Below are 24,925 nucleotides of genomic sequence, written 5' to 3'. Positions count from 1 at the left end.
TTTTTGTAGGCATTTTTCCTACAAATCTGTTAATAAACGTTGCGGATGAAGCCTTTGCCGACGCAACAGCCCTGGGTGGACCATGCGCTAAAGCGGGTGTTTGACACGTATTTACCCCAACGAACGGCCAAAGATAGCAATTAAATTGCCTAAAGTTGTCGAAAATCAACAAAGAAGGCGTCGCACTTCTGCGACTGTGAGCATTGGATGCCGGGTTAACCGCTTGTAGGAAACTTCTGACCCACTCCTACACGCCGTGTAGGACAGTTCCGACCCGTTTCGGGCTCGTTTTGTAGGAACGGTCCTACAGAAAAATGGCGGCTTTGTAGGACGACTCCTACCCTTTTGTCTACTTAAAAGTTACGCGTATCCCTTATCGATACAAAAATTGGGTGAGAAGCGAGTATGCCCGGGCTGGGAAAGACGCATGCCGCACTTCCTTTGATGCAGCGCGGAAAAAAGTGCCGCATCGCCCTCTCGGAAAGGAAAAAACGTGGGAATTTTGACGATTTGACAGCCGCCCCGCTTGTAGGACAGCTGTAGGACAACGCGGGTACGGTGAATGGCCCGCGCCTGGGCTCAGTCGTGGCGGGGCGGGGTCCAGCGGGTGCGCAGTATGGTGCCCGTGGCAGATTCGGTAATGACGAGCGATTGCCCGTCCGGCGTGAGAGCGACGTTGGTGGTGGTGCGCCCACGACACGACGCGATACGCGCCAGTGGTTCGCCATGCGGCGAGACAACAAACACCGCGCCCAGCGATGCATGCGCGACGAACAGGTGCCCGGCAGCATCCATCGCCATGCCGTCGGGGCCGCTGGTGCCGTAGAACTGCGCGAAGCGGCCGACCTTGCTGGTGCTGCCGTCGGCAAGCAGCGGCAAACGCCAGACGGCGTTGTCGCGCGTCATGGCCACGAACAACGCGGATTCGTCGGGCGTCAATACCAGACCGTTCGGGCTCGGGCCATTGGCGAGCAGGCAGTCGAGCCGGCCGTCCGTACGCAGCCGATACACACGGCCAGTCGGGTCATGCAGGCCGGTCTGGCCTTGGTCGGTGAAATACACATCGCCGTTGCGGGCGACGATCAGATCGTTGGGGCCTTTGAAGCGTTCGCTGTTGCGTCGCGTAAGAAACGGCGTGACTGCGCCGGTCGAGGGGTCCAGCGACAGCAACCCGTTCTTGTAGTCCGCAATCAGCAGCGTGCCGTCGTGGCGAAGCGCCAGACCGTTCGGTTCGCCGTCGTATTCCGCCACCACATCCCAATCGCCCTGCGCAGAGACACGCAGGATGCGGCCGTGCGGAATATCGACCAGCCACAGATTGCCGTGCGCGTCCCAGCATGGGCCTTCCAGAAAGCAATCGACCGGCGCGCCGCCCTTGTTGGCGCGGGACCATTCGGTCGGCACCGGGAGACGCAGCGCGGGCGGCATCTCCGCAAAGACGGTCGTCTCCACAATGGGCCAGTTGAAATACGTCATGGCGCGGTGGCGGGCTCGGCTTGCGCCAGGTGCCGCGTGCCGTGGCCGGTATAGCGGTACGGCAGCTGGCGCGGCATCGGGCCCTTGTTGCGCTCGCCGCGGCTGCTTTGCTCCCATGCGTGCGCCAGGATGCCGACGGCCCGCGACAGGCAGAACACGCCGCGTGCCAGCGGCGCCGCAAAACCCAGTTCTGCATAGATGACGGCCGTGGCGCCGTCGATGTTCAGCGGAATCGGCTTGCCCTTGCGGCCGGAGAGCATCGCTTCGATGGCGCGGCCGATGGCGGCATAGCGCCCGCCGACCACGCCGTCCTGCGCAGCCTCGTCCACCAGCGCGAGCAAGCGACCGGCGCGCGGGTCGACCGGGTGGAAGCGATGCCCGAAGCCCGGCAGGTATTTGCCATGGGCGGCGATGAACGCATCCACACCGGCCGCCGTGGCCGCCTCCAGCGAGGCCCCTTCGAACATGCGCGCCTCGATATCGTGGAACAGCTCGACGGCCTGCTGCCCCGCGCCGCCGTGCACGTCGTCCAGCGCGTTCAACGCAGACGCCATCGCGCCGTTGAGCGGCAGGCCACAGCTCGTCGCCATCTTGGCGATCGCAATGGATGGGGCGTGCGGACCGTGATCGACGGACGCCACCAGCGCCGCTTCCAGCAAGGCGGCCTGGCGCTTGGCAGGCAACTCTCCGCGCAGCATCAGCCAGATCATTTCGGCAAAACCGATCTGGCCGATCAGTTCCTGGATGGGGTAGCCGCGTACGTGGATACGGCCCGGTTCGATGTCGATGATGTCGGTGCGCCAGTAATCGGCAGCGAGGCCGGCGGCGTCCTGTGTCGGTGCGGTCGTCATGATCAGATGGCGCCTTCAGCGCGCAAGGCTTCGATTTGGTCGTGGCGGTAGCCGAGCCTGGCGAGCCAGTCGTCGGTATGGGCGGAGAGCAATGGCGCCGGTGTCTGCGGGCACGGGTCTTCGCCCGAGAGTCGGAAGCCCGCGCGCGTCACGTGCTGCCCGGCTTCCGGGAAGGAGGTGACGAAGTTGCGGCCCGTCACCTGTTCGTGCGCGAGCACACCAGGCACGTCGAGCACCAGCCCGGCGGGAACGCCGGCCTCGATCAGCAGCGGTTCCCATTCGGCAGCCGAGCGCGCCGCCAGAGCGGCCTCCAGTGCGTCATTGAGTTGCTGGCGATGTTCCTTGCGTGCATGGCGTTCGGCAAAGCGCGCATCGGTGGCAAGGTCCGGATGGCCGACCACGCGACACAGCGCGGCAAACTGCTTGTCTTCGTTGGCCGCGATGTTGATCAGCCCATCGCGCGTGCGGAACGTGCCGGAGGGTGCCGCCGTGAAGTTCTGATTGCCCATCGGGTGCGGCGTCACACCGGCATTCAGGTAGTTGGAGACGACCCAGCCCATGGTGGCGAGCGTCGATTCCAGCATCGATACATCTACCATGCAGCCCTGCCCCGTGCGTTGCGCGCCGAGCAGGCAGGCGGTGACGGCCAGCGCAGCCGTGATGCCGCCCACCGTATCGCTGATCGGGTAACCCACGCGCAGCGGCGCGGATTCGTCATCGCCCGTGACGCTCATCACGCCCGAAATGCCCTGGATGATCTGGTCGTATGCCGGTCTGCCGCTGAGCGGGCCATCCTTGCCGAAGCCCGAGATGGCGCAATAGACGAGACGCGGATTCACTTCGCGCAGCACGTCGTAGCCGAGTTCCAGGCGGTCCATCACGCCGGGGCGATAGTTTTCGATCAGCGCATCGGCCTGCGCCACCAGCTTGAGCAGGATCGCGCGCCCTTCCGGGTGCTTCAGGTTAACGGTGACGGACTGCTTGCCCGCATTGACGGCGACGAACGAGGCGCCCATCTTGCGGCGCGCCTGCTCGGGATCGGCCCCCAGACGGCGGGCGAGATCGCCATTACCGGGGACCTCCACCTTGATGACTTCAGCGCCGAGCAAACCCAGCTGATAGCCGCAGAACGGCCCGGCCAGCACGTTCGACAAGTCGAGCACGCGCAAACCCGCGAGAGGCAAAGCCATGAAAACAACTCCTGCTACACAATCGGCTCCGCCCCTCGCCCCGCTCAGGAGGTTGGGCGTGTTGGCGGAGCCTAGGTTTTCTGGATGAGCTGGGCAGCGAGACGCAACGGCGCGGGGTCGCCACCCAGCGTGGAAGTGATTTGCGCGGCGTGCTCCAGCACCGGCACGCGCCACGATTGCAGCAACGCCCCGTCGATGCGCGACGCAGGGCCTGCAAGGCACAACGCACCCCGCAGCGCCTGCTGTACGCCAAACACCGGCACGGACAAGCCCACCGTTTCCCGATCGCGCTCACCGATCGACACGTAGTAGTGATCGCGCCGGATCGCGTCGTACGTGGCGCCTTGCATGCCCGAGAACGCGCACAGCACGCGCCCGCCCGAACCACGCTCCAGCGGCAGCACATCGCCCTCGCGCACGTGATCGCGAATCGAATGGTTCGAATCTACGCGGTGCAGGCACACACGCACATCGCGCTCGCGTATGTAGAGCGACACCGCCTCACCCGTGGCCTCGGCCAGCGCGCGCATGTGCGGCAGCACCACGTCGCCCAGGCGCATGCTGCGCTGGTAGAGCGCGCCGAGCATCAACGGGGCGGCCCCGATCTGGTAGCGGCCGTCTTCCAGGCGAAACAGCATGCGATGCTGGATGAGCGAGCCAGCCAGCCGCAGGATCGTGCTCTTGTAGAGTCCGGTGCGGGCGGCCAGCTCGGCCAGCGTCAGCGCGTAATCGCCGGGGCGGAACGCAAACAGGATCGAGAACGCGCGGTCCAGTGCGGCCACACCCGACTGCCCCGGCGTGGCGGCATCGCCCTCATTGGCGGCGGGCGTGATCTCGTTCTGGGTGGTTTGGCGCTCTGCGGTCATGGCGTGTTGGGCGAGACGGTTCACTTGACCGTCTTCAGGGCTTGGTCGACGAAGCGGTTAGTGTACGTTTTACTCAGGTCGATCTTGGCGTTGCGGATCTTTTCGTCGTAGCTGGAAAGCACCGTCAGGGCCACCTTGGCATCGGCATCGGTCATCAGGCCGTCCTTCGAAAAAATCGGCTTGGAGTGGCGCAACGCATCGACAAACACATCACGGCCGCCCACCTGCTGCTCCTTGGGCATCTTGTCGGCAATGGCCTCGGGCGTGCTGGCGTCGATCCACTTGAGCGTGCGGATGAAGGCGTTCACCAGACGCTGCACCGTCTCGGGATTCTTCGTCATGAAGTCGCGGGTGACATACAGCGTGGCCGTCGGGTAGCGGCCGCCGAACACGGCATTGGAGCCGGCATCGGTGCGCGTATCGACGAGGAACTTGCCGGCGCGGCGCTTCTCCAGCAGGCTGGCTACGGGGTCGAAATTGACGAGCGCGTCGATCTCCTTGCGATCCAGCGCCACCATGCCCGGCGCGCCGGAACCCACGGCGATGTATGACACGTCGTTCACCTGCAGCCCGCTCTTGATGGCGTAATATCGGGCAAACAGATCGGTGGACGAACCCGGCGCGGTGATGCCGATCTTCTTGCCCTTCAGATCCTTGCCAGTCTTGATATCCAGGTCGGGCCGCACGGCCAGCACGATGCCTGGCGTAACGTTGAGCAGCGCCACAGACACAATGTCCTTGCCCTGCGCCTGAATGTGGATGGTGTGGTCATAGAAGCCCACCACCGCATCGGTCGAGCCGGCAATCAGCGCCTGCAGCGCCTTGCTGCCGCCGGCCTGGAAGTTCTCCACCTTCACGTTGAGCCCTTCCTTCTGGAAGTTGCCCAGCGACTGCGTGAGCGGCACCGGCATGTAATTCAGGATCATCGAGCCGACCGACAGGCTCACGTCCTTCTTTTCCGGCTCGGCGGCGTTGGCTGCCGTACAGACGGCCGCACACAACAGGGCCGCAATCCATCGCTTCATGGTTGTCTCCATCATTGTTATTGGTATCGGGGGTCAGGCGCTGGTCTCGGGATCAGCCTTCGGGCGCCACACCAGCAACTTGCCCTCGAGTGCGTCGACGCTGCGGTCCAGCGCAATCACGAAGGCCGACAGCACGACGATCCCCGAGAACACGCCGGTGGCATCGAACACGCCTTCGGCCTGCGCGATCAGGTGGCCGAGGCCGGCCGATGAACCGAGGTACTCCGCCACGATCGCGCCCATCACGGCCATGCCGACGGAGGCACGCAGGCTGGAGAGAATCCAGCTCGTGGCGGACGGCACATACACATGGCGCAGCAGGCTGATGCGGCTGGCCTTGAGCAGGCGCGCGTTGGCCAGGATGACGGGGTTGACCTCGCGCACGCCCTGATACGTATTGAAGAACGTGATGAACAGCACCATCGTCGCGCCCAGCGCCACCTTGGAGGTGAGCCCCAGCCCGAACCACATCACGAAGATGGGCGCGAGCAGGATGCGCGGGATCGCGTTGAAGACCTTGATGAACGGGTCCAGCACCTCGGCGGCCAGCTTGGACAAGCCGAGCCACAACCCGAGGCTGATGCCGAGCAGCGTGCCGATGCCGAACGAGAGAATCGTCTCGGCCAGGGTGATGGCGAGGTGCGTGTAGATGTCGCCGCCGGTAAACCACTCCCAGATGCGCGCGACGATCGACGACGGCATCGAGAAATAGAACGGATCGACCACGCCAGCGCGGCCAAAGCCTTCCCACGCGCCGAACATCACCACCACCACGGCCAACTGGAACAGGCGGATCTTGGTCTTGTGCGCGAGACCGGCGCGCTGCGGGCCCACGGCAGGCATCGTGTTAGTGCTGGACGGCATGGCTCTTCTCCACTTCGGTGCCCAGGATCGACCAGATCTCGCGATACAGGCGGATGAACGCGTCGGACATGTTGATTTCAGAGACGTTACGCGGGCGCGGCAGCGTGATTTCCACATCGCCAACCGGATGGCTGGCAGGCCCGGCGGACATGACGACCACGCGGTCGGCCAAGGCGATGGCCTCTTCCAGGTCGTGCGTAATGAACAGCAGCGATTTGCGGTCTTCCTGCCACAGCCGCAGCAGCTCGCTCTGCATGAGGTGGCGCGTGTGCACATCGAGCGCCGAGAACGGCTCGTCCATCAGCACGATCTTGGGCGAGAGAATCAGCGTCTGCGCCATGCTGATGCGCTTCTTCTGCCCGCCCGAGAGCTGATGCGGATAACGGGCTTCGAAGCCCGCCAGGCCGACCTTCTTCATCCACGGACGGGCGCGCTCGCGGGCCTCGTCCACCGGCACGCCCTGGAACACCAGGCCGAGCGCAACGTTGTCCAGCGCCGTCTTCCACGGCAGCAGCGAATCCTGCTGCATCATGAAACCGGCATTGCCGTTGAGCCCGGTCAGCGGCTCCCCAAACACGGTGACGGTGCCTCCGGCCGGCTTGAGCAGCCCGGTCACGGCATTCAGCAGCGTGCTCTTGCCGCAACCCGTCGGGCCCACCACGGCCACGAATTCGCCTTCACCAATCGACAGGTCAACGCCCTGCACCGCCGTGAAGCTGCCGAACCGCACCGACACCTGATTCAGCTGAACCGCCGGCAACCCGGCGTGAAGTCGGCCATCGGCGACCGTAGAGGTAGAAAGCATGGGCGTCTCCTTGAACGCGCATGATCCTGTGCGTTCTGTTTGATGGAATTACATTCTATTTTATAGACGATCATTGCCCCTGCTAACGGGCGTAAACCCGTAATCAACCCGAGAACACATGAACTCGCCCGTACATATTGGCGCTTAACACGGTCTATTTGTTCTTTCTGAAGCAATACTATTCTTTCTGACGGAACACTGACAATGAAGCCTCTCAAGATTTGTTGGCCAGACCGCTAAAGTTTTCCGCCCGCCATCCGATGAAAGGCGTACTGATCAGCGAGATGGCCATGCAACTTTCCTCCCCTTCCGTTTCTACTGCGACCGCCGGGGCATCGGGCAGCGGGAGCACCTCGGCCGTTGACATCGAGCGCCTGCAGCGTCAACTCAAGAACCTGCAGAAGTCGATGCAGGATCTGCCTGCGCAAAATCTGCCGCCCGATCAGGCACGCGAGCAGGCCCAGTTGCTCAGCCAGCAGATTCAGATCGTGCAGGCGCAGATCGCGCGCCTTCAGGCGCAGAACGGCCTCGAGCAAGCGGAGACGCGGCTGGAGAACCGCCACAACGCATCCAAGAACGCCTCGGGCACAGCCAATACCGATGCGGCCGCCAAGGCCCGCACGACAGACAAGGTCACCGGTTCGTCCACCGTAAGCGACACCCGTCAGCACACCCGCGAGGCAGCGCAGGCTCAGGCGGCACAGTCTGCCCACCCCGCCAGCGCAGAGGCCATCACGCCGGCCAAGCCGCCGCTCGTTTCCGTCAGGGCTTGACTGGCGCAGCGCGGCAGCGGCTTTTTCGCGATGACGCCGTTGCCTTCGCCTGACCGCCCCCCTCATCACCCCCTCCCATGGAGGGGACGCCAGCTTGCGGTGCGGACAGCGACAATCGCCGCGCCGCCATCCTGTGTGCGGCATCGAGAACACGCATGACCTCCGCCGCCAGCGACGCCGCCCTGCCTCCGACCGTCCCCACCGATCCGCATCCGGAACGCACGCCATCGCGCAATTTCTTTGCACGTCACTGGCGCGGCGATTACAGTCTCGCCCGCTCGTATTGGCTGCATACCGCGCTGATGCAATTTGGCGTGGTGGCACTCAGCGCCGGCGTCACGCACGCGCTGGCGCATAACGCCCCCGCGCGCGCCGCGTCTTCCGCACTGCTCGTGATTTACGTGATGGGATTGGCGCTGTGGATCTGGGCGGTGGTGGGCACCTGGCGCGCAGCCGACCGGGAGCAAGCGCGCAACCGGCTTGCCGGCCTGTCGAACCCATGGCCGCTGATCGCCAAGGTGATGATCGTGCTGGGCGCTGTCGGCACCAGCTCGCGCGTCGTCAACGATGGGCCCCGCCTGGGCGCGCATCTGCGCACCGCACTGGGTGAACAAGCCGCATCGCCATTTGCGGTGATACCGCAACGGGATGGCCGCGCCATCCTGTTCAGCGGCGGCATCAACGATGGCGCCGCCGATGCGCTGGAGGCCGCGCTGCGCAAGGCGCCAAACGCCACCGTCGTGGTGCTCCGCTCCGAAGGCGGGTGGCTGCGCGAAGGGACGCTGGTGGCAGACGTCATCCGCCGACATCATCTGCGCACATATGTTGAGCGCACCTGCGCCTCAGCCTGCACGATCGCCTTCCTGGCAGGCGAAGACCGCGCCGCCGCACCCGGCGCGCGACTCGGCTTCCACCGCCCGCGCGCGGTTGGCGCCGAGCACGACCAGAGCCCCGGCGCCACCGACAGCGAACTTTGGCGAGCCTATTCAGATGCCGGGTTGCCCGATGCCTTTGTGCGCCGCGTGCAGGACACCCCGTTCGACCAGATGTGGTTTCCCACCGCGCAGGAACTGCTGGCCGACCATGTCGTAACGCGCGCGTCGCCCGGTGGCGAATACGCAACCATGGCCACGCAGTTGAATACCCGCGAAGCGCTGGCCGCAGAGCTGCGCAGCGCGCCGCTGTACGCAGCGTTGGAGCGTAAATACCCGGCGCACTTCAGCCGGTTGATCGACACGCTGTGGCCAGAACTGCAGCGCAACGTGACGGATGCGCAAGCCATGGCGCTGCTACGCGAGCAGACAGGCAAGCTGTATCGCGCACTGATTCCGACTGCCCCAAATGCATTGCTCTTTGCCAACGCCCAACTCACGCTTGAGCAGGCGCAGGCCCTGCAGCGGGTGAGCCCTGAAGCCTGCGTCGCTTATCTGGATGGCACGCCTGGGGCAAGCGCCGCTGCCGCGCGTCTGCCGCGCACGCTCGTCACGCGCGAGCAGACGTTGTTCTCCGACCTGATGCAGGCTGCCGACCCGGACCACGCGCCGGTTGTCACGCGCGCGCAAAGCCTGCCGGTGCTGCAACTGGCCGTGGCTGCGCTTCCGCCGGCTCAACAGCGCGTGCTGACCGACGCCGCGCTGCGGCACTCCACGCCGCCGGCCGAGCGCTGCCAGGCGCTGATCGGCTTTTCCCACTCCATCCTGGCGCTGCCGGAAGCCGAACGCGCGCTGGCGCTGCGCGGCATGTACGCCGATACGTCCGCGCCCGGTTCCTAGCGTGGCCCTTCAGGCTGAACGCAAGGCAGCCAGCGACGTGCGCTGGCGCCCGTCTTCGTCAAAGTTGTCCGGTGACAGCCATTGCTCGAATGCGGCCCGCATCTGCGGCCAATCCGCATCGATGATGGAAAACCACGCGGTATCGCGGCTGCGGCCCTTGTAGACCACCGCCTGGCGGAAGATGCCCTCGAACTGGAAACCCAGCCGCTGCGCAGCCTGCCGCGATGGCGCGTTCAGGCTGTCGCATTTCCACTCATAGCGCCGGTAGCCGAGGTCTTCAAAGACGTGCTTCATCAGCAGGAATTGCGCTTCCGTCGATGCCGGGGTGCGTTGCAGCAGCGGCGAGAACGTAACCGCGCCCACTTCCACCACGCCGTGTTCGGGCGTGATGCGCATCAGCGCGAGCGTGCCGACCGGCCGATCGTTGCGCGCGTCGATCACCGCGTACTGCAGCGGATCTCGCTTCGCCGCAATGCGCTCGATATAGGCGCGGTGTGCGGCGATATCGGCAAATGGGCCTTCCACCATGTACGTCCAGACGCGATCGTCCTGCGCCTCATTGAACGCAGCGAACAGCGCGTCGGCGTGACGTGCAGCGTCAAGCGGCTCCAGCCTGCAGTAACGGCCGGCGAGCGGCGTGTGCGGCGGCAGCGGCCGGGCCGTCCAGCCGGACATCGGCGCGCCGATGGGTTGCTGATATGCGTTGAGGGTAGCCATGCGCAACACCTGAATTGAAAACACCGGGGACCTTGCACACTACCGAACACGTTGGCTCCATGAGAAGAGCCATGCCAGGCGGATTTGATAGAGCCACACCAATACCCACGTTGGGATTAAACCGTTCGATGCCCCGCCACACGCCAGTGGCGCGCCTGCATGCCAATCGATATGTTCGGGGCGGGGGTAGGACGGCGCCGCGAATCGGCGCGGGCATACGCATTGCTGTGCGTAGGTATGCACACGCCCACGGAATCGTTCGCCATCTTTTCTGCCAGGAGCCCACGAGTGGCGCCGTTCATTACAACGTGGTACCGCCGTTTCGGCGGTTGCATCAGATGTGCATGCGCAGCCGCATGGATCGCCGCAATTAGCATGGTGCCCTGGACGCCAACCTGGGCAGCGCCAAAGTTCGCCTACCCGGTTACGCAACGCATTGACGCGAGCGCCAGCATTGCGCTGCCCCGCACATGGGGCCCGTTGCGGTTGACCAGCGAAACGCCCATTCCGTCGGTTGCGGCCACCATCAACTCGCCGTTTGGGCCGTCACGACTGGTGTTTGCACAGCAGACCGTCGCGCCAGAGAGCTTCGCCCTGGTGACGGTGCGCAAGTCCGATTTCGACAAGAGCACGCCGGACTATATGGAAACCCTCCGCTCACGCGACCTCGCAATCCTGCTGAACCACATGGAATCGCGCGTACACGGCGATCTTCCTGCCTGGGCTGCCCGTCTCGTGCGCGGCAAGGCCCCTACCCTGCAGGTTCTTGCCGGACGCCGAGTGATTTACTGGGAAGGCGAATGGAGCACTTCGACGGCGCGGACCGTCGTGGTGCGGGGGTATGCGTTCTTCGGCGACGGTGCGGTCTACCTGCTTCGCGTATTTGGCACCGCCGGCCACGACAACCCTGCGGAGTTTGCCGAAGAAGGCCGTTTTGCCGATTTGGTGGCGTCGACATTCCGCACGAGGTAGCTGCACAAAGTAGCCGTCGGAGCCGTCCGACCGCTCTTTTGTTGCAATGCAGCAACAAGGGGCTACCTCCTGCCAGCCTGGGCGCTCAAGCGCAGGTCTGTCCACACAAGCGCTGAAATTTGTTGTTACTCTTGGAACAGTCTGTTCACCCTTACTCGTATTGTTCTTCCGCATTGCAACACCTACACTTCGTGACAGTTGTTCAGACATCGATTGCCTGAACAAGCAATGCAAGTGTTGTAAGGAGAACAATGATGAAATGGTTGGATATTGGCGCCGTCATGGCCGCCTGGATCGCGAGCTGCGTGGCAGCAGGCTGGCTCATCAGCGCCGCCGCTTTCCTGGCTTAACGCCCTGCCCTCAGGCATCAGGCAAAACGGCCGAGCGGGAACCTCTTCCCCGCGCGGCCCTGAACACCCCGGTTGATCGATTCGTCAGGCAGGCTTCTGCCCCGCCCACTCGACGAATCGGTCGACAAACCCCTGCAAGAACTGGCGCGTACGCGCATCCGTCACCCCGCCCTGGGCATCAAAGGGCTCCCCCGCAAAGTGGAAGAACACCTCCGGCAACGGTAAGACCTTTACGCCGACCGCCGCGAGCACAGTGCGCAATTGCGCCTGCGACAGCGCCGTCCCAATGGCGCCCGGCGAAGCGCCCGCAATGCCCGCCGGTTTGCCGCCCCACACGCTCTGGCCGTACGGCCGCGACCCCCAGTCAATCGCATTCTTCAGCACGCCCGGTATGCCGCGGTTGTATTCCGGCGTGACGAATAGCAGCGCGTCCACGCCCGCCACCGCCGCCTTGAAGCGCTGCACGGGCTCGGGCAGGTTGGCATCCAGATCCTGGTTGTAGAGCGGCAGCTCCCCAATTTCGATGGGCTGCGCCGTCGCGCCGGAAGGCAGCAAGCCTGCCAGCGCCTGCGCGAGCTGGCGGTTGAATGACGCCTTGCGCAGGCTCCCGACGATCACTCCGATAGTCAGATTGCTCATGAACGCTCCTTAGGGGCAAAACGGTTCAGGACAGCCCTGATGCTCAATCCGCCGTTGCTGGCTCGGGGGCCACCTCGCGCTTGAGGCGGTTGATCAGGGCAAACATCAGCGGGTTCAGCAGGATCGACAAAATCGCCGCCGACAACAACAGCCCTCGCGCACGGTCGGGCAGGATTTCCAGGCTGATCGCCAGCCCAATCAAAATGAACGAAAACTCGCCGATCTGCGCGAGGCTGGCAGAAATCGTGAGCGCCGTGCGGTTGCCGTGACCAAACGCGCGCACCACCGCAAACGCTGCCAGCGACTTGCCCACCACCACGATCAGCACCGTGCCGAGAACCGCCCAGGGGTCTTCAATCAGCACGCTGGGGTCGAACAGCATGCCCACCGACACGAAGAACAGCACCGCAAACGCGTCGCGCAAGGGCAGCGATTCTTCCGCCGCGCGCTGGCTGAATTCGGACTCGGCCAGCACCATGCCCGCAAAGAACGCGCCGAGCGCGAACGACACGCCAAACAGCACCGTCGCGCCATAAGCGACGCCCAGCGCGGTGGCCAGCACGCCGAGCCGGAACAGCTCGCGGCTGCCCGTCATGACAATGCGTTCCAGCATCCACGGGATCACGCGGCGGCCCACCACCAGCATGAGCGCGGCAAACGCCACCACCTTCGAAAGCGTGACGGCCAGCACCTTGACGATGTCCCACGTGCTGACCGCCGTGCTGCCGGCGCCGCCCAGCGCCCCCGCCAAGGCCGGCAGCAGCACGAGCGTCACCACCATCACGAGGTCTTCCACGATCAGCCAGCCAACGGCGATATGACCTTCGTGCGAGGTGTCGATACCGCGATCTTCCAGCGCCTTCAGCAGCACCACCGTGCTCGCCACCGAGAGCGCCAGGCCGAATACCAGCCCCGGGCCCCAATCCCACCCGAGCAGCCACGCCAGGCCCATGCCCATGAGCGTGGCCAACGCAATCTGGCCGATGGCGCCCGGAATGGCGATGGCCTTGACCGCCAACAATTCCTTCATCGAGAAGTGCAGCCCCACGCCGAACATCAGGAGGATCACGCCCAGCTCGGCCAGTTGCGGTGCGAGGCTTTGATCGGCCACGAAACCGGGCGTGAACGGCCCCGCCACCACGCCCGCCATCAGATAGCCGACCAGCGGCGGCAGGCGCAGGCGCTGCGCGATGGTGCCGAAGATGAAGGCCAGCACGATGCCACCGATGATGGTGGAGATGAGCGGGGTGTCTACGTGCATGCGTTCGTGGAAAGGGACGGGTTCAGAGACGGAAGAGCGGGAAAGGGAAAGGGAAAGGGAAAGGGAAAGGGAAAGGGAAAGGGGCCGGGCCGGCCCTGGTGCGACAACAGCGGCGCCCATTTGTTCACATTGCGTCACAACTATAAGGATTGCCCTTTGCGAAACCTTACGGAGCAAATGTCATGCAGAAGACATCGCGGCAGAAACACCGCTCCTACACTGCGCCGCAGACCCGCTCGCCCAGGGCGGCACCAAGGAGACACCCCATGCGCTACGCCAACAAGGTCCTTTCCGTGGACGAGGCCATCGCCCACGTCCGCAGCGGCAGCCGCCTGATGCTGGGCGAATTCGTGGGCGCCGGCGAGCCGGCCTGCTGCATCGAGGCGCTGCTCGCCAGCGGCATCGGGCAACTGACGCTCATCACCAACACGCCGGGCCTGCGCGGCGGTTTTCTCAAAGCCCGACTGTTCAGTTCGGGCCAACTGGCCGAGTTCATCGGCACGCACGTCGGCACGACGGACGAATCGACGCAGGCTTACCTGACCGACTCCGTGCGCGTGGCCGAGTTCTTTCCGATGGGCACCTGGGCCGAGAAAGTGCGTGCGGGAGCGCTGGGCCTGGGCGGCGCCCTCGTGCCGGTGGGCGTGGGCATCCTCGACCAGCCCGGGATGTTCCCCAAGCGCGGCGCGCCCAAGCAGACGCTCACCGTCGACGGCACGACCTGCTTCGTGGAGCCGCCCCTGCGCGCCGACGTGTCGATCATCAAGGGCTGGCGCGCCGATACCTTCGGCAACGTGGAGTTTCGCGGCACGGCACTGCAGAACCAGCGCGACATCGCCATGGCCGGCGACTACACCATCGTCGAGGTGAACGAGATCGTCGAAGTGGGCACGATTCCGCCCGAGCGCGTGGGCTGCCCGGGTGTGTTCGTCAATGCGGTGGTGCAAGGGCTGTCGCTGGATGACCAGCATGCGCTTTACAGGCACCACTGGACGAAGCTCGGCCGCCTGCCCGCCGCCGAAGCGTGATCGTCAGACCCACAACGAGGGAGACCGCCATGCAAGCCCTGCCCGAAACGCCCAAGCAACGCATTGCCGCCCGCTGCGCGCTGGAACTGCGCGCCGGCGAAGTCGTCAACCTGGGCCTGGGGATCCCCACGCTCACGGCCAACTACCTGGACGCCAATGCCGGCGTCATCTTCCATACCGAAAACGGCGCCTTCGGCTTTGGCGGACGCCCGCCGCTGGACGCCATCGACAGCGACTTCACCAACGCCGGTTGCGAACCCATCACCCTGATGCCCGGCGCGGCGCTCATGGACCTTGCTACGTCGCTCGGTGCGATGCGCAATGGCTACATCGACGTGACGATCCTCGGCGCGTTGCAAGTGGATGCGCTGGGCAACCTCGCCAACTGGGCATGCGATCGCAACGGCAAATGGTGGCCCGGCATTGGCGGGGCGATGGACCTCTGCCACGGCACACGCAAGGTGATTGCCGCGCTGGCGCACACCGACAAACACGGCAACTCCAAGATCCTGCCGCGCTGCACGCTGCCGCTCACAGGCCGGCGCTGTGTGAAAGTCATCGTCACGGAGCACGCCGTATTCGACGTGACGGACGCGGGGCTGGTGCTGCGTGAAATCCTCTCGCATGCGACACTCGATGACATTCGCGCGATGACAGCAGCGCCCTTCACGCTGGCGCCACTGCTGCAGATGCGCGCCGCCTGAGGAGACTGCATGCCCGCCACCGTCGATTGGTTCTTCGATGTCATCTCGCCGTTTGCCTATCTGCAGCTCGAACAGTTCGACGCGCTGCAGCAGGCCAACGACATCGTCATCCGCCCCCGGCCGCTCGTGCTTGGCGCGATCCTGCATCACTGGGGGCAGAAAGGCCCGGCGGAGATCGGAGCCAAGCGCGTGTTCACGTACCGGCATGCGCTGTTTCGCGCGCAGCAGCTCGGCATTCCGTTTCGCATGCCGCCCGCCCACCCGTTCAACCCGATCAAGGCGCTGCGGCTGACGATTGCAATGGGCGGCTCGCTCGATGCCGTGCGGGCGGTGTTCCGGCATATCTGGCGCGACGGCAACGATGTGGCATCGCCAGAAGGTTTTGCCGCGCTGTGCGAGGCGGTGGGCTTTGCAGAGGGCGCGGCCGCCGTCGAACAACCCGCCGTGAAAGATGCCCTGCGTGCGCACACCGATGCGGCCATCGCCCTCGGCGTGTTCGGGGTGCCCACCCTGGTGCACGAAGGCGAGCTGTTCTGGGGTGAAGATGCGACCGCCATGTTCCTGCAAAGCTTGCGCGCCGACTGGCTCTCCACGCCCGAAGTGCAGCGCGTGAGCACGTTGCCGGTGGGCATTCAACGTGGCTGAGGACGAGCCCAGCTCGCGCCCCGGCATCAGCCGCGCGCGGCTGGCGCATATCGCGGCGTGGTCGATCGATCTGCCCCCGGACGAAGCGGACCGCGCGTGCGCGGGCATCGTTGAGAAAACCTATGCGCGCGGCGCCTGCATCTGCCCAAAGAACACGTTGCTGGAAAGCTGGACGGGCGTGGTCACGGGTCTCATCAAGATCGGCACGGTGTCGCCCGAGGGGCGCAGCGTCACGTTTACGGGCGTGCCGGCCGGCGGTTGGTTCGGCGAGGGCACCGTGCTCAAGAACGAGCCGCGCCGCTACGACATCGTTGCGCTGCGCGACACGCGCATGGCCTTCATGGACCGTGCCACCTTCATGTGGCTGGTGGAAAACAGCGTGGCGTTCAACCGCTTCCTGGTCAAGCAGCTCAACGAGCGGCTCGGGCACTTCATGGCGCTGCTGGAATACGACCGCCTGCTTGATGTGACGCCGCGCCTGGCGCGTTGCATTGCGTCGCTGTTCAACCCGGTGCTCTACCCGGGCGCGGGCGATCACCTGGAGATCACGCAGGAAGAACTCGGCCTGCTTTCCGGCATGACGCGCCAAGTTGCCAACCAGTCGCTCAAGGCCCTGGAGAAGGATGGCGTGGTCCGGCTCGAATACGGCGGCGTGACGGTCGTCGACCTCGATCGGCTGCGCAGCTACGGCGCCTGAAGACGCCGGCATTGTTCATCCGGCAGAGCGGATCGCACCTGTTGGGATCGGGGCCCAACAAGATAGGATCCGGCGCGCCATGGGCCAACGCCCGAACTGACGCGCAGGCAGCACGCGCAGCCTCAGTTGCGCGCCTCGACCGCGTGCACCGCATCGAGAATCACCTTGGCCACATCCTGCGGCCGCGACTGCTGCGGGACGTGGCTCGTCGGCAGCGTCGTCACCTTGGCGCCAATCTTCCTGGCCATGGCGCGTTCCAGATCCGGCTGGATCATGCGGTCGTGCGCGCTGACGATGAACCACGACGGCTTGCTCTGCCATGCCGCCACCGTGGTGCGCTCGCCAAATGCCGCAGCCTTGATGGGCCCTTGCGTCGCGGCCATCACGCGCGCCTGCGCTGCCGGCACGTCTTGCGCAAAGTCGCTCGCCAGCGCCGCTGCGGGCAGTGACAGATAGCCATTGGGATCGGCCACCAGCTTGCCGATGCCCGGCGCGGGCGCGTAGTCCTTGCCGACCTCTTCCGTCGACTGGCCGGCGTCCGGCGCAAACGCCGCCACGTACACGAGGCCCGCAACCTTGCTGTCCGCACCGGCTTCGGTGATGACCGTGCCGCCCCATGAGTGCCCCACCAGCACGACCTTGCCCGGCTGGTTGCCGATGGCGCGGCGCGTGGCGGCCACGTCGTCGGCCAGCGAGTTCAGCGCGTTCTGCACCGCCTGCACCTTCACGCCCTTGGCTTGCAGCAGCGGGATCACCTTGGCCCAGTCGGATCCATCGGCAAAGGCGCCGTGCACGATCACGACGGAAGGTTGATCGGCATCGACTGCCGTAGCGGCCAGCAGGGGCGTACTGGCGGTCAAGCCAAGTGCCAGCGCAGCGATGGAGATGGCTTTGCGGTTGAACATGTCGGGTCCTTGTTCTCTGTGCGTTTCTCAGTGGGATGGGTCGCGCGGTGCCGCCGCGTCAGGCGTGCGCGCCGTCGTAGTACGGGTTCGCGCTGCGGGCACCGTCGGTGTAGATGTCGGTGGAGCGCGCACCGTCCGTATAGACGTCGGACGAACGCGCGCCCTCGGTGTAGGCATCCACCGCGCTCTGCACGGCGCGGGCGCCTTCGGTGTACGGATCGCGTGCACCGATTGACGAAGCGGCTTGCGCGCCGGCGGCAGCCACAGCGAGGGCAACAATGGTGAGGGTCTTGGCGAGATTGCGGGTCATGATCATTTTCCTTTGAACGGTTGGATTGAGAGTGCGTGGCCTGCCGGTGCTGTGCTTTGCATTGACCCGGCGTCGTGGCCACGGAATGCATTTAAGGCGCCTGACGTATCCGCCACGTAGCGACGTGCTGCCGTTTTGTCTAGGCATGTACCGGAGCCGCCGCCGGATACAAACGCATACAAAACCCTGCGCATCGATGCCCGTTGCTACAAAGCAATACAAATCGGCGGCATCGTGAAACCGACCGGATACATCGCGGGCGCCCAATGCTGGAAACGAGGTGAACAAGACCCCGCCTCGTCACCACTGTTGACCACTGGAGCCCTCATGCAACCGAATCGATTGACCGCAACCTTGCTCGTCCTCGCAGGCGCGCTGGGTGCGCACAGCGCATTTGCGCAAGCCGCCGGCGTGCATCGGACCGACCTCGTCCATCACGACCTGAACGTGCCCGGCCGCGAAACCCTGCAAGTGCGCGTGGATTTTGATGAGCGTGCGTTTGCCCCCGCGCATGTCCACCCCGGCGAGGAAATCGCCCACGTCCTGCAGGGCACGATCGAGTATCGACTTGAGGGCCAGGCCCCCGTGACGCTGAAGACCGGCGATTCGCTGTTCATTCCGGCTGGCGTTGCGCACTCTGCGCGAAATGTCGGCAGCGGCAAGGCCTCGGAACTGGCGACGTATGTCGTGAAGTCCGGTGAGCCGCTGGTCACGCTTGTTCATTAACCCGCTGTCCCCTCCCCGCAAAGAGAGAACCCCCATGTCGAACCCCGTCAACCTCCGCCGTCGCCGCCTTCTGGGCACCACCATCGCCAGCATTGGTGTGCTGGATCTCGGTCTGGCCGAACTCGTGCAGGCGCAACCGGCACCGTCTTCCAGCGCAAGCACGCTGCTCAGCGGGCAGGCCAACCCGTTCGGCACGCTGCAACAGATCGATGCCGGCGTGCTCAACATCGGCTATGCAGACCTGGGCCCCAAGAACGGCCCGGTGATGATCCTGCTGCATGGCTGGCCCTACGACATCTACAGCTATGCAGAAGTCGCGCCCACGCTGGCGGCGGCAGGCTATCGCGTGCTGGTGCCGTACCTGCGCGGCTACGGCACGACGCGCATCCGCTCGGCAGACACGCCGCGCAACGGGCAGCCGGCCGCGCTGGCCGCCGACATCATCGCGTTCATGGACGCGTTGAAGATCAAGCAGGCGCACTTTGGCGGATACGACTGGGGGGCGCGCACGGCGGACATCATCGCGGCGCTGTGGCCGGAACGCTGCAAGACGCTGGTGTCTGTGAGCGGCTACCTGATCGGCAGCCAGGAGGCGAACCGCAAGCCGCTGCCGCCGGCTGCGGAATTTGCGTGGTGGTACCAGTTCTATTTCACGACGGAACGCGGCGCGCAGGGCTACGCCGCCAACTGCAAGGAATTCAACCGCCTGATCTGGAAGCTGGCGTCGCCCACGTGGAAGTTTGACGACGCCACGTACGACCGCAGCGCCACGGCCTTCGACAACCCCGACCACGTCGATATCGTCATCCACAACTACCGCTGGCGCCTGGGGCTGGTGCAGGGAGAAGCAAAGTACGACGCGCTGGAACAACGCCTGGCCACGGGGCCCGCCATTACCGTGCCGACCATCACCATGGAAGGCGACGCCAACGGCGCACCGCACCCCGAGCCATCGGCGTATGCGAAGAAATTCACGGGCAAGTACCAGCACCGGAACATCGGTGGCGGCATCGGGCACAACCTGCCCCAGGAAGCACCGAAGACGTTTGTGCAAGCCATGCTGGATGTGGTGAACCTGTAGCGCATCGAGGCGAACGACGCATGCGGCTCACAGCGCCGAGAGCAATCCTTGGGGCAATCCGCGTGTGAGTGCCAGCAGCATCATCACGGCCGGCATGGCCGCCGCGGCCATCACCGTCTGCGCGGCGGTGATGCCGGCCATGAGCGGCGCATCACCGCCCAACTCGCGCGCCATGATGTACGACGAAGAGGCGGTGGGCAGCGCCTGAAACAGCAGCGCCACGATCAATGCGGCATCGGTCAAGCCCAGCGCGTGGCCAAGAGCCTGCGTCAGCACGGGCATGGCCAGGAACTTGATGATCGACGACACGAGCACCGGCTGCGCCCACGACCTCACACCGCTGAAGTTCAGCGCAGCGCCCACGCACAGCAGGCCCAGCGGCATCGATGCCAGGCCGAGCGCCCGCACCGCCGGCTCGATGGCCGCAGGCATCTGCAGCCCCAGCAGCTGCATGGCAATCCCGAGCGAGCAGGCGACCACCGGCGGGTTCGTCACGATCTGACGCACCAGCGCGCGGCCGGTGAGCCGCACCGACCCATAGCGCGCAAAAACGAGCACGCACAGCAGATTGACGGTCGGCACGATCGCCGCGTTGCAGACGGCCGCCAGCGCAATCCCCTTGGCGCCGAAGAGGCCCGTGGCGAGCGACACGCCGACGTAGTTGTTGAACCGCACTGCCCCTTGGAATACCGAGGTGAAGGCCGCTCCGTCCACCTGCATCCACGGACGGGCCAGCATCAGCGCGACGGCCACCAGCAATGTCGCGCCCATCAACGTCAGCACCAGCGGCAGCACGGGCAAAGCCCGCATGTGTGCCGTGGCCAGCCCATGCATGAATAGCGACGGCAGCAGAACGTAGTAGCAGAGCCGCTCAGCCTGCGGCCAGAAGGTTTCTGCGATGAAAGCGGAGCGCTTGAGCCAATGGCCAAGCGCCACCAGAAGGGCAACCGGCGCGAGCGAGAGCAGGATGGCAGCGGTCATGGCCGTGCTCCTGCACAGCGGTGTGCCCGCACTGCGGACGAGAGGCAGGGAAACTTCCGGGACGGCATGCGGGTGTTCTGCAAAAACGGGAACACCACCAAGCTACCATGCGGTCGCAGCAGCAATAATTGTTATTTATCCAGCGATCAATGAGAAATTCTCATTGCAGAAGCGACGACGGCATCGGCCAACGCCTGGGTAAAGCGCTGCGCCGCCCGCGATTGGTGTTCAAGCAGAACCACCGCGCGATGCAATTGCGGTTGCCCGAATGCCAGGCGCGCGATGGGCGGCAATTGCGTCAACTCGGAGTCGGAAAGCGCCACCACTGCGGCCCCCAATCCGCTGGCCACCATCCGCACGATCGTGTCCTTGTTGTCGAGCACCATCTCTTCACGCACCCGCACGCCCAGGCGACGCAGTTCGGAAGCGATCATGCGGCCGGCCCAGGCCTGCGCATCGAAGCGGATGAACGGCAGCTCGGTCAGCAGCACACGCGCGTCGCGCTCGGCGTATTGGGCCGGCGCGAGCAGCCAGAAGCGGTCTTCATACAGCGTCGTCCAGACAAGCTCGGCCGGATGCGGCCGCACAGGGTGCGACGTGATCGCGGCATCCAGCTCACCATCGGCCACGCGTTGCGCAAGCTCGGCCGACATGCCGGCGGCCACGTGCACGCGCAGGCCTGGATGCGCCGTCCGCAGAGCCAGCAACGCATTGGGCAGCGGCCCCGACAGCGCCGTCTGGATGGCGCCGATGCGCAACCGCCCGACCAGCGCCTTCTCATCGCTCAGTGCATCGGGAATGCGGTCATACAGGGCGAGGATCTGTTCGGCCTGGGCCAGTACGATGCGGCCGGCTTCTGTCAGCGCGGGCTCGCGCCGCGAGCGATCGAACAGGCGGACGTTGAACTCCTCCTCCAGCGATTTCACCTGCAGGCTGACAGCCGACTGCGTGAGCGCGATGGCCTCGCCGGCACGCGCAAACGTGCGGTGGCGGGCGATGGCAACGAGCGTTCTCAAGGCGCGGAGAGACATGGCGGATACGAAGGTGAACCGGAGGGACGGGATGGCGCATCGTACCTCTCCACCTGCCGCTCCCCCAACGGGGAGCCGCTGCGCCAGCCGCCTAGCCGCTTAGCGCTGCGCCGCCACCAGCTTGCGCATCGCATCCACCAGCTTCGGATCGACCGCACCCAGCGTATTGGTGCGCGCGTTGATGCGCCCTTCTGCGTCCAGCAGCAGGATCGTGCTCGAATGGTTGAAATCGCCATCTGCCAAGCGTCGGTACTGCACGCCCAGCAGCGCCGCAACCTCGCGCGTGCCGCTGACGTTTGCGCGGGCGACTTGCCAGCGGTCGTCGGCGCCATGCGCGCTGGCCGTCTTCTTGAGCGCCGCAACGGAATCGCGTTCGGGATCGACCGTCACCATCAGGACACGCACGCCATCGTGCGCGGGCTTGCCGCCCTTGGCCAGGGTCGCGCGAATGGTCTCGAAGATCATCGGGCAGACCATCTGGCACGACGCATAGAACATGCTCACCAGCACCGGCTCGCCGCGCAGATCCGCCAGGTGAAAGACGCGGCCGTTCTGGTCGGTCAGCGCCACTTCGGATTGATACAGCGAGCCCGAAGCGACGGGCCCGGCGGCAAGCGCGCCTGCGGCGGCACCCGCCAGCACACATGCCACGAAGGCACGGCGAAGTTGCTTAAGAAGCGTCATGGACGTTCTCCATTGATGGATCGGGCGCAGCGAAAGCCAAGGCTTCCCGTGGCATCGGCGCCTTCAAGGGAAGACAGCAACGCCACGCGCATCAGCACGGCGTAGCTGTCGCGGCGCACGATGCTGATGGCACCGGCGCCGCAGAATTTCTGCTTGTCGGGGTCGCCCTGGGTGCGGCTGTCTCCGGCAATGAACAGTGCGTTGAAATCGTCGACCCATTCCCAGATCAGACCGTGCATATCGCGCACGCCATGGACATCCGCTGGGCCGCCCACCGGCGGCAGCACACGCGTCGCGGGCCGTTCGTACCAGCCGAGAATGCGCTTTGCCCATTGCGGGTCGTCGCGGGCGTCTGCGCGTGTGGCGTCGGCCGCGGCGGCAGATTCCCATTCCAGCCATGTCGGCAGCCGAGCGCCTTCGCTTTCGCAATAGGCACGGGCGGCAAACCAGCTCACGCCGGTCACTGGCGCTTGCGGCGAGACTTGCGCATCGGCGTGGGTCGCATCGGCCCAGTCGGCAAGGTAGGCCTTACCGGCAAAGACTTGCGGCACACGGCCACGCTGCCAGGTTTCGTGGCTTTGCACGAAGGCCTGGAACTCGCCGATGGTGACGGGCGTGGAGCGCAACTCAAACGGCTCGATGCGCACCCGCTGCGGCTGCCTCGGTGCGTTCTGGGGCAGCACGCTGTCGAAGTCGCCGCCGGGCAACCGCACATAGGTGGCCCCGTGTGCGGTTGCACTGGCCAGCGCCATCAACATGGCAGCAATGTGCGAGGTCAGGCGGGCCATGGTTGTGCGGTTCCCGTCAATGTTCGGCCACGGCCTTGGCGGGTGCCGGCTGGGCACGCACCTTCTTGACGTCGTCTGCGCTCACGCGACCGCCGGGGTTGTCCCAGCTGTTGAGCACGTAGGTCAGGATGTTGGCGACCTCGTCGTCATTGAGTTGTGTCATCGGCGGCATGACGGAGTCGTATTCCTGGCCATTGACCTTGATCTTGCCGTTCAGGCCATGCAGCACGATATTCATCGCACGCTTGGGGTCAGCTGCCAGGAAATCCGACTTGGCAAGCGGCGGAAACACGCCCGGCAGCCCGGCGCCATTGCCCTGGTGGCACACCGAGCACGTGCCCGCAAACAGCGCGCGGCCAGCCTGCACCTGATCCTGCACCGTCAGCGTGCCGCTCACCGACGCCTGGGTCGCCTTGGTGACGGCGCTCAAGTTGGGTGCGGCACGATCGCCCAGGTACACTGAATCCAGCTCCTTGCCGGAATAGACGAGCTTGTTCTCCGGGCCATCCACCTTGAGAATCGCCATGGCGCCCTTGTTGAAGGCTCGGAAGATCGAGTGGTCTACCAGCACATAGCTGCCGGGCACGCGCGCGGTGAACTTCACGACCGCCGCGCCACCCGCCGGGATCAACGTGGTCTGCACATTCTTCTGCACGTTGGTGCCGCCCTCGTAGCGCACCTGGTCGAAGATGGCGCCAATTACGTGGAAGCTGGAGACAAGATTGGGCCCGCCGTTGCCAACGAAGATGCGCACCGTTTCACCCACCTTGGCGTGCAGCGCCTTGTCACCGGTGAGCGCACCTTCGGCACCGTTGAACAACACGTAGCTCGGGCGTTCGTCGATGGCCTTTTCCATGTCGAACGGCTGCAGGCCCTTCTCGCGGTACTTGCCGGCAGTGTAGAAATCGCCCTGCATGACGTAGTACTCGTGATCCACCTTGGGCAGGCCTTCGGGCGGCTCAACCAGGATCAGGCCGTACATGCCGTTGGCGATATGCATGCCCACGGGCGCGGTGGCGCAGTGGTAGACGTAGACTCCCTCGTTAAGCGCCTTGAAGGTGAACTGCGATTCGTGGCCCGGTGCGGTGAAGCTCGATGCTGCGCCGCCGCCCGGACCGGTCACGCCGTGCAGGTCGATGTTGTGCGGCATCTTGCTGCTCGGGTGATTCTTGAGGTGGAACTCCACCGTGTCGCCCTGCCGCACGCGGATGAAACTGCCAGGAACGGTGCCGCCGAACGTCCAGAAGGTGTAGCTGACGCCTTCGGAGATCTGCATTTCCTTCTCGACCACTTCCAGCTCCACGATGACCTTGGCTGGATAGTTCCGGTTCACCGGCGGTGGCACAAGCGGCGGACTCGTCAGGACGGCGTGGATGGGCTCGCCGCGCGGCGGGCCAAAATCACCCGGCAACTTGGCGCTGGCAGCGCGGGCCGCAGTGCCCGCAAGCACTGCGCCCAGCAACACAGAAATCAGGCCCGCGCGCATCAGGCTGCGGACGGTGTGAAGACGGCTCATTTTTCCCCCGTGTATCGGTCTGGTGTCGTCCGCTCCACGTTAGGCCGCGGCGGCCATTAGGGCTTTGATACAGCGCAAACGAAAACCCGCCCCGACCGGTACATCCACCCCACCGCGTGGCACGCAAACCCAGTCGTGACGTGATTTGCCGCCTCAAGATATCCATCAAACAAGCATCTGATATACATCAATAACGCCAGAGATTCCGCTCACTACTATAGTTGCATCATTAATGCATCTTTTTGATGCGGCACCCACAGAGGGAATC

26 protein-coding genes are annotated in these 24,925 nt (G+C 64.9%); 9 read left to right on the top strand and 17 right to left on the bottom strand.

Features of this window, described 5'->3' with window-relative positions:
* Nucleotides 1-579: 579 nt before the first annotated feature.
* The 7 genes from N5B55_RS18425 to N5B55_RS18395 form a co-directional block, all read right to left on the bottom strand.
* Nucleotides 580-1,476, bottom strand: coding sequence for an SMP-30/gluconolactonase/LRE family protein (locus N5B55_RS18425; protein ID WP_304540968.1), 897 nt, complete (start codon nucleotides 1,474-1,476; stop codon nucleotides 580-582).
* A complete protein-coding gene (locus N5B55_RS18420; protein WP_304540967.1) occupies nucleotides 1,473-2,327 on the bottom strand; it encodes a citryl-CoA lyase in 855 nt (284 codons plus the stop codon). Before N5B55_RS18420 ends, N5B55_RS18425 begins: the two co-directional genes overlap by 4 nt.
* Before the next feature lie 2 nt (nucleotides 2,328-2,329).
* Nucleotides 2,330-3,517: a CaiB/BaiF CoA transferase family protein gene (locus tag N5B55_RS18415; RefSeq protein WP_304540965.1), complete on the bottom strand. Its 1,188-nt coding sequence runs from the start codon at nucleotides 3,515-3,517 to the stop codon at nucleotides 2,330-2,332.
* Nucleotides 3,518-3,588: 71 nt separating this feature from the next.
* Nucleotides 3,589-4,383 carry an IclR family transcriptional regulator gene (locus N5B55_RS18410; RefSeq protein WP_065854223.1) on the bottom strand — a complete coding sequence of 265 codons (795 nt, stop codon included), beginning with the start codon at nucleotides 4,381-4,383 and terminating at the stop codon, nucleotides 3,589-3,591.
* A gap of 20 nt (nucleotides 4,384-4,403) precedes the next feature.
* Nucleotides 4,404-5,408, bottom strand: a complete 1,005-nt coding sequence (locus tag N5B55_RS18405; RefSeq protein ID WP_304540962.1) for an ABC transporter substrate-binding protein — start codon at nucleotides 5,406-5,408, stop codon at nucleotides 4,404-4,406.
* Between the two features lie 33 nt (nucleotides 5,409-5,441).
* The gene (locus N5B55_RS18400) at nucleotides 5,442-6,272 is read right to left on the bottom strand and encodes an ABC transporter permease (protein ID WP_103519205.1); all 831 of its coding nucleotides are present in this window, start codon (nucleotides 6,270-6,272) and stop codon (nucleotides 5,442-5,444) included.
* Complete coding sequence (locus tag N5B55_RS18395) at nucleotides 6,256-7,077, bottom strand: ABC transporter ATP-binding protein (RefSeq protein WP_304540959.1); 822 nt, start codon at nucleotides 7,075-7,077, stop codon at nucleotides 6,256-6,258. Before N5B55_RS18395 ends, N5B55_RS18400 begins: the two co-directional genes overlap by 17 nt.
* 260 nt (nucleotides 7,078-7,337) lie before the next feature.
* Between N5B55_RS18395 and N5B55_RS18390 the strand changes: the two genes are divergently transcribed.
* The gene (locus N5B55_RS18390; RefSeq protein WP_154206086.1) at nucleotides 7,338-7,850 is read left to right on the top strand and encodes a FlxA-like family protein; all 513 of its coding nucleotides are present in this window, start codon (nucleotides 7,338-7,340) and stop codon (nucleotides 7,848-7,850) included.
* Nucleotides 7,851-8,005: 155 nt separating this feature from the next.
* Complete coding sequence (locus N5B55_RS18385) at nucleotides 8,006-9,622, top strand: hypothetical protein (RefSeq protein WP_304540956.1); 1,617 nt, start codon at nucleotides 8,006-8,008, stop codon at nucleotides 9,620-9,622.
* A 9-nt stretch (nucleotides 9,623-9,631) separates the two neighbouring features.
* On the opposite strand, the gene N5B55_RS18380 is transcribed toward N5B55_RS18385, so the two are convergent.
* Complete coding sequence (locus N5B55_RS18380; protein WP_304540954.1) at nucleotides 9,632-10,339, bottom strand: GNAT family N-acetyltransferase; 708 nt, start codon at nucleotides 10,337-10,339, stop codon at nucleotides 9,632-9,634.
* Between the two features lie 375 nt (nucleotides 10,340-10,714).
* Here N5B55_RS18380 and N5B55_RS18375 point away from each other — a divergent pair, with 375 nt between their 5' ends.
* Entirely contained in the window at nucleotides 10,715-11,311 is a 597-nt protein-coding gene (locus tag N5B55_RS18375) for a hypothetical protein (RefSeq protein WP_304540953.1), read from the top strand.
* Between the two features lie 434 nt (nucleotides 11,312-11,745).
* On the opposite strand, the gene N5B55_RS18370 is transcribed toward N5B55_RS18375, so the two are convergent.
* Nucleotides 11,746-12,300, bottom strand: coding sequence for an NADPH-dependent FMN reductase (locus N5B55_RS18370; protein ID WP_304540951.1), 555 nt, complete (start codon nucleotides 12,298-12,300; stop codon nucleotides 11,746-11,748).
* A 43-nt stretch (nucleotides 12,301-12,343) separates the two neighbouring features.
* Entirely contained in the window at nucleotides 12,344-13,561 is a 1,218-nt protein-coding gene (locus tag N5B55_RS18365; RefSeq protein WP_304540949.1) for a cation:proton antiporter domain-containing protein, read from the bottom strand.
* 266 nt (nucleotides 13,562-13,827) lie between these two features.
* On the opposite strand from N5B55_RS18365, the gene N5B55_RS18360 reads away from it, so the two are divergent.
* The 4 genes from N5B55_RS18360 to N5B55_RS18345 are packed head-to-tail and all read left to right on the top strand — an operon-like array spanning nucleotide 13,828 to nucleotide 16,635.
* Complete coding sequence (locus N5B55_RS18360; protein WP_009240443.1) at nucleotides 13,828-14,589, top strand: CoA transferase subunit A; 762 nt, start codon at nucleotides 13,828-13,830, stop codon at nucleotides 14,587-14,589.
* Between the two features lie 29 nt (nucleotides 14,590-14,618).
* Nucleotides 14,619-15,293, top strand: a complete 675-nt coding sequence (locus tag N5B55_RS18355) for a 3-oxoacid CoA-transferase subunit B (protein ID WP_304540945.1) — start codon at nucleotides 14,619-14,621, stop codon at nucleotides 15,291-15,293.
* Nucleotides 15,294-15,302: 9 nt separating this feature from the next.
* The gene (locus N5B55_RS18350; RefSeq protein WP_065854203.1) at nucleotides 15,303-15,938 is read left to right on the top strand and encodes a 2-hydroxychromene-2-carboxylate isomerase; all 636 of its coding nucleotides are present in this window, start codon (nucleotides 15,303-15,305) and stop codon (nucleotides 15,936-15,938) included.
* Nucleotides 15,931-16,635, top strand: a complete 705-nt coding sequence (locus N5B55_RS18345; RefSeq protein ID WP_304540942.1) for a Crp/Fnr family transcriptional regulator — start codon at nucleotides 15,931-15,933, stop codon at nucleotides 16,633-16,635. Before N5B55_RS18350 ends, N5B55_RS18345 begins: the two co-directional genes overlap by 8 nt.
* A gap of 122 nt (nucleotides 16,636-16,757) precedes the next feature.
* On the opposite strand, the gene N5B55_RS18340 is transcribed toward N5B55_RS18345, so the two are convergent.
* On the bottom strand, nucleotides 16,758-17,540 hold the full coding sequence (locus N5B55_RS18340) for an alpha/beta fold hydrolase (RefSeq protein WP_304540939.1): 783 nt from the start codon (nucleotides 17,538-17,540) through the stop codon (nucleotides 16,758-16,760).
* A 58-nt stretch (nucleotides 17,541-17,598) separates the two neighbouring features.
* Entirely contained in the window at nucleotides 17,599-17,850 is a 252-nt protein-coding gene (locus N5B55_RS18335; RefSeq protein ID WP_304540937.1) for a hydroxyquinol 1,2-dioxygenase, read from the bottom strand.
* Between the two features lie 327 nt (nucleotides 17,851-18,177).
* Here N5B55_RS18335 and N5B55_RS18330 point away from each other — a divergent pair, with 327 nt between their 5' ends.
* Together N5B55_RS18330 and N5B55_RS18325 are read left to right on the top strand one after the other, a co-directional pair.
* Nucleotides 18,178-18,576: a cupin domain-containing protein gene (locus N5B55_RS18330; protein WP_304540935.1), complete on the top strand. Its 399-nt coding sequence runs from the start codon at nucleotides 18,178-18,180 to the stop codon at nucleotides 18,574-18,576.
* Nucleotides 18,577-18,610: 34 nt separating this feature from the next.
* Complete coding sequence (locus N5B55_RS18325; RefSeq protein ID WP_304540932.1) at nucleotides 18,611-19,657, top strand: alpha/beta fold hydrolase; 1,047 nt, start codon at nucleotides 18,611-18,613, stop codon at nucleotides 19,655-19,657.
* Between the two features lie 27 nt (nucleotides 19,658-19,684).
* Here the strand turns inward: N5B55_RS18325 and N5B55_RS18320 are convergent, their stop codons facing one another.
* The 5 genes from N5B55_RS18320 to nirK all read right to left on the bottom strand — a co-directional run bounded on the left by N5B55_RS18320 (nucleotide 19,685) and on the right by nirK (nucleotide 24,657).
* Entirely contained in the window at nucleotides 19,685-20,638 is a 954-nt protein-coding gene (locus N5B55_RS18320; RefSeq protein ID WP_304540930.1) for an AEC family transporter, read from the bottom strand.
* A gap of 146 nt (nucleotides 20,639-20,784) precedes the next feature.
* Nucleotides 20,785-21,669 carry a LysR substrate-binding domain-containing protein gene (locus N5B55_RS18315; protein WP_178961779.1) on the bottom strand — a complete coding sequence of 295 codons (885 nt, stop codon included), beginning with the start codon at nucleotides 21,667-21,669 and terminating at the stop codon, nucleotides 20,785-20,787.
* A 99-nt stretch (nucleotides 21,670-21,768) separates the two neighbouring features.
* Complete coding sequence (locus tag N5B55_RS18310; RefSeq protein ID WP_178961777.1) at nucleotides 21,769-22,353, bottom strand: SCO family protein; 585 nt, start codon at nucleotides 22,351-22,353, stop codon at nucleotides 21,769-21,771.
* Nucleotides 22,350-23,141 (bottom strand): formylglycine-generating enzyme family protein, encoded by a 792-nt coding sequence (locus N5B55_RS18305; protein WP_178961775.1) that lies wholly within the window; start codon nucleotides 23,139-23,141, stop codon nucleotides 22,350-22,352. Before N5B55_RS18305 ends, N5B55_RS18310 begins: the two co-directional genes overlap by 4 nt.
* Nucleotides 23,142-23,157: 16 nt before the next feature.
* Complete coding sequence (nirK, locus tag N5B55_RS18300; protein WP_178961772.1) at nucleotides 23,158-24,657, bottom strand: copper-containing nitrite reductase; 1,500 nt, start codon at nucleotides 24,655-24,657, stop codon at nucleotides 23,158-23,160.
* Between the last annotated feature and the right edge of the window lie 268 nt (nucleotides 24,658-24,925).

The organism is Ralstonia pickettii, assembly GCF_030582395.1.
Classification (GTDB): domain Bacteria; phylum Pseudomonadota; class Gammaproteobacteria; order Burkholderiales; family Burkholderiaceae; genus Ralstonia; species Ralstonia pickettii_D.
Note: the sequence above shows the minus strand (reverse complement) of the source record. Positions and strands in the feature narration are given on the sequence as shown.

Excerpts from the sequence above, each read along its gene's own strand:
- N5B55_RS18315 (WP_178961779.1), bottom strand. The coding sequence starts at position 21,669 with ATGTCTCTCCGCGCCTTGAGAACGCTCGTTGCCATCGCCCGCCACCGC.
- N5B55_RS18320 (WP_304540930.1), bottom strand. The coding sequence starts at position 20,638 with ATGACCGCTGCCATCCTGCTCTCGCTCGCGCCGGTTGCCCTTCTGGTG.
- N5B55_RS18355 (WP_304540945.1), top strand. The coding sequence starts at position 14,619 with ATGCAAGCCCTGCCCGAAACGCCCAAGCAACGCATTGCCGCCCGCTGC.
- N5B55_RS18310 (WP_178961777.1), bottom strand. The coding sequence starts at position 22,353 with ATGACGCTTCTTAAGCAACTTCGCCGTGCCTTCGTGGCATGTGTGCTG.
- N5B55_RS18365 (WP_304540949.1), bottom strand. The coding sequence starts at position 13,561 with ATGCACGTAGACACCCCGCTCATCTCCACCATCATCGGTGGCATCGTG.
- N5B55_RS18390 (WP_154206086.1), top strand. The coding sequence starts at position 7,338 with ATGAAAGGCGTACTGATCAGCGAGATGGCCATGCAACTTTCCTCCCCT.
- nirK (WP_178961772.1), bottom strand. The coding sequence starts at position 24,657 with ATGAGCCGTCTTCACACCGTCCGCAGCCTGATGCGCGCGGGCCTGATT.
- N5B55_RS18420 (WP_304540967.1), bottom strand. The coding sequence starts at position 2,327 with ATGACGACCGCACCGACACAGGACGCCGCCGGCCTCGCTGCCGATTAC.
- N5B55_RS18425 (WP_304540968.1), bottom strand. The coding sequence starts at position 1,476 with ATGACGTATTTCAACTGGCCCATTGTGGAGACGACCGTCTTTGCGGAG.
- N5B55_RS18415 (WP_304540965.1), bottom strand. The coding sequence starts at position 3,517 with ATGGCTTTGCCTCTCGCGGGTTTGCGCGTGCTCGACTTGTCGAACGTG.
- N5B55_RS18400 (WP_103519205.1), bottom strand. The coding sequence starts at position 6,272 with ATGCCGTCCAGCACTAACACGATGCCTGCCGTGGGCCCGCAGCGCGCC.
- N5B55_RS18335 (WP_304540937.1), bottom strand. The coding sequence starts at position 17,850 with ATGACCCGCAATCTCGCCAAGACCCTCACCATTGTTGCCCTCGCTGTG.
- N5B55_RS18340 (WP_304540939.1), bottom strand. The coding sequence starts at position 17,540 with ATGTTCAACCGCAAAGCCATCTCCATCGCTGCGCTGGCACTTGGCTTG.
- N5B55_RS18395 (WP_304540959.1), bottom strand. The coding sequence starts at position 7,077 with ATGCTTTCTACCTCTACGGTCGCCGATGGCCGACTTCACGCCGGGTTG.
- N5B55_RS18350 (WP_065854203.1), top strand. The coding sequence starts at position 15,303 with ATGCCCGCCACCGTCGATTGGTTCTTCGATGTCATCTCGCCGTTTGCC.
- N5B55_RS18410 (WP_065854223.1), bottom strand. The coding sequence starts at position 4,383 with ATGACCGCAGAGCGCCAAACCACCCAGAACGAGATCACGCCCGCCGCC.
- N5B55_RS18370 (WP_304540951.1), bottom strand. The coding sequence starts at position 12,300 with ATGAGCAATCTGACTATCGGAGTGATCGTCGGGAGCCTGCGCAAGGCG.
- N5B55_RS18375 (WP_304540953.1), top strand. The coding sequence starts at position 10,715 with ATGGTGCCCTGGACGCCAACCTGGGCAGCGCCAAAGTTCGCCTACCCG.
- N5B55_RS18360 (WP_009240443.1), top strand. The coding sequence starts at position 13,828 with ATGCGCTACGCCAACAAGGTCCTTTCCGTGGACGAGGCCATCGCCCAC.
- N5B55_RS18380 (WP_304540954.1), bottom strand. The coding sequence starts at position 10,339 with ATGGCTACCCTCAACGCATATCAGCAACCCATCGGCGCGCCGATGTCC.
- N5B55_RS18385 (WP_304540956.1), top strand. The coding sequence starts at position 8,006 with ATGACCTCCGCCGCCAGCGACGCCGCCCTGCCTCCGACCGTCCCCACC.
- N5B55_RS18330 (WP_304540935.1), top strand. The coding sequence starts at position 18,178 with ATGCAACCGAATCGATTGACCGCAACCTTGCTCGTCCTCGCAGGCGCG.
- N5B55_RS18405 (WP_304540962.1), bottom strand. The coding sequence starts at position 5,408 with ATGAAGCGATGGATTGCGGCCCTGTTGTGTGCGGCCGTCTGTACGGCA.
- N5B55_RS18325 (WP_304540932.1), top strand. The coding sequence starts at position 18,611 with ATGTCGAACCCCGTCAACCTCCGCCGTCGCCGCCTTCTGGGCACCACC.
- N5B55_RS18305 (WP_178961775.1), bottom strand. The coding sequence starts at position 23,141 with ATGGCCCGCCTGACCTCGCACATTGCTGCCATGTTGATGGCGCTGGCC.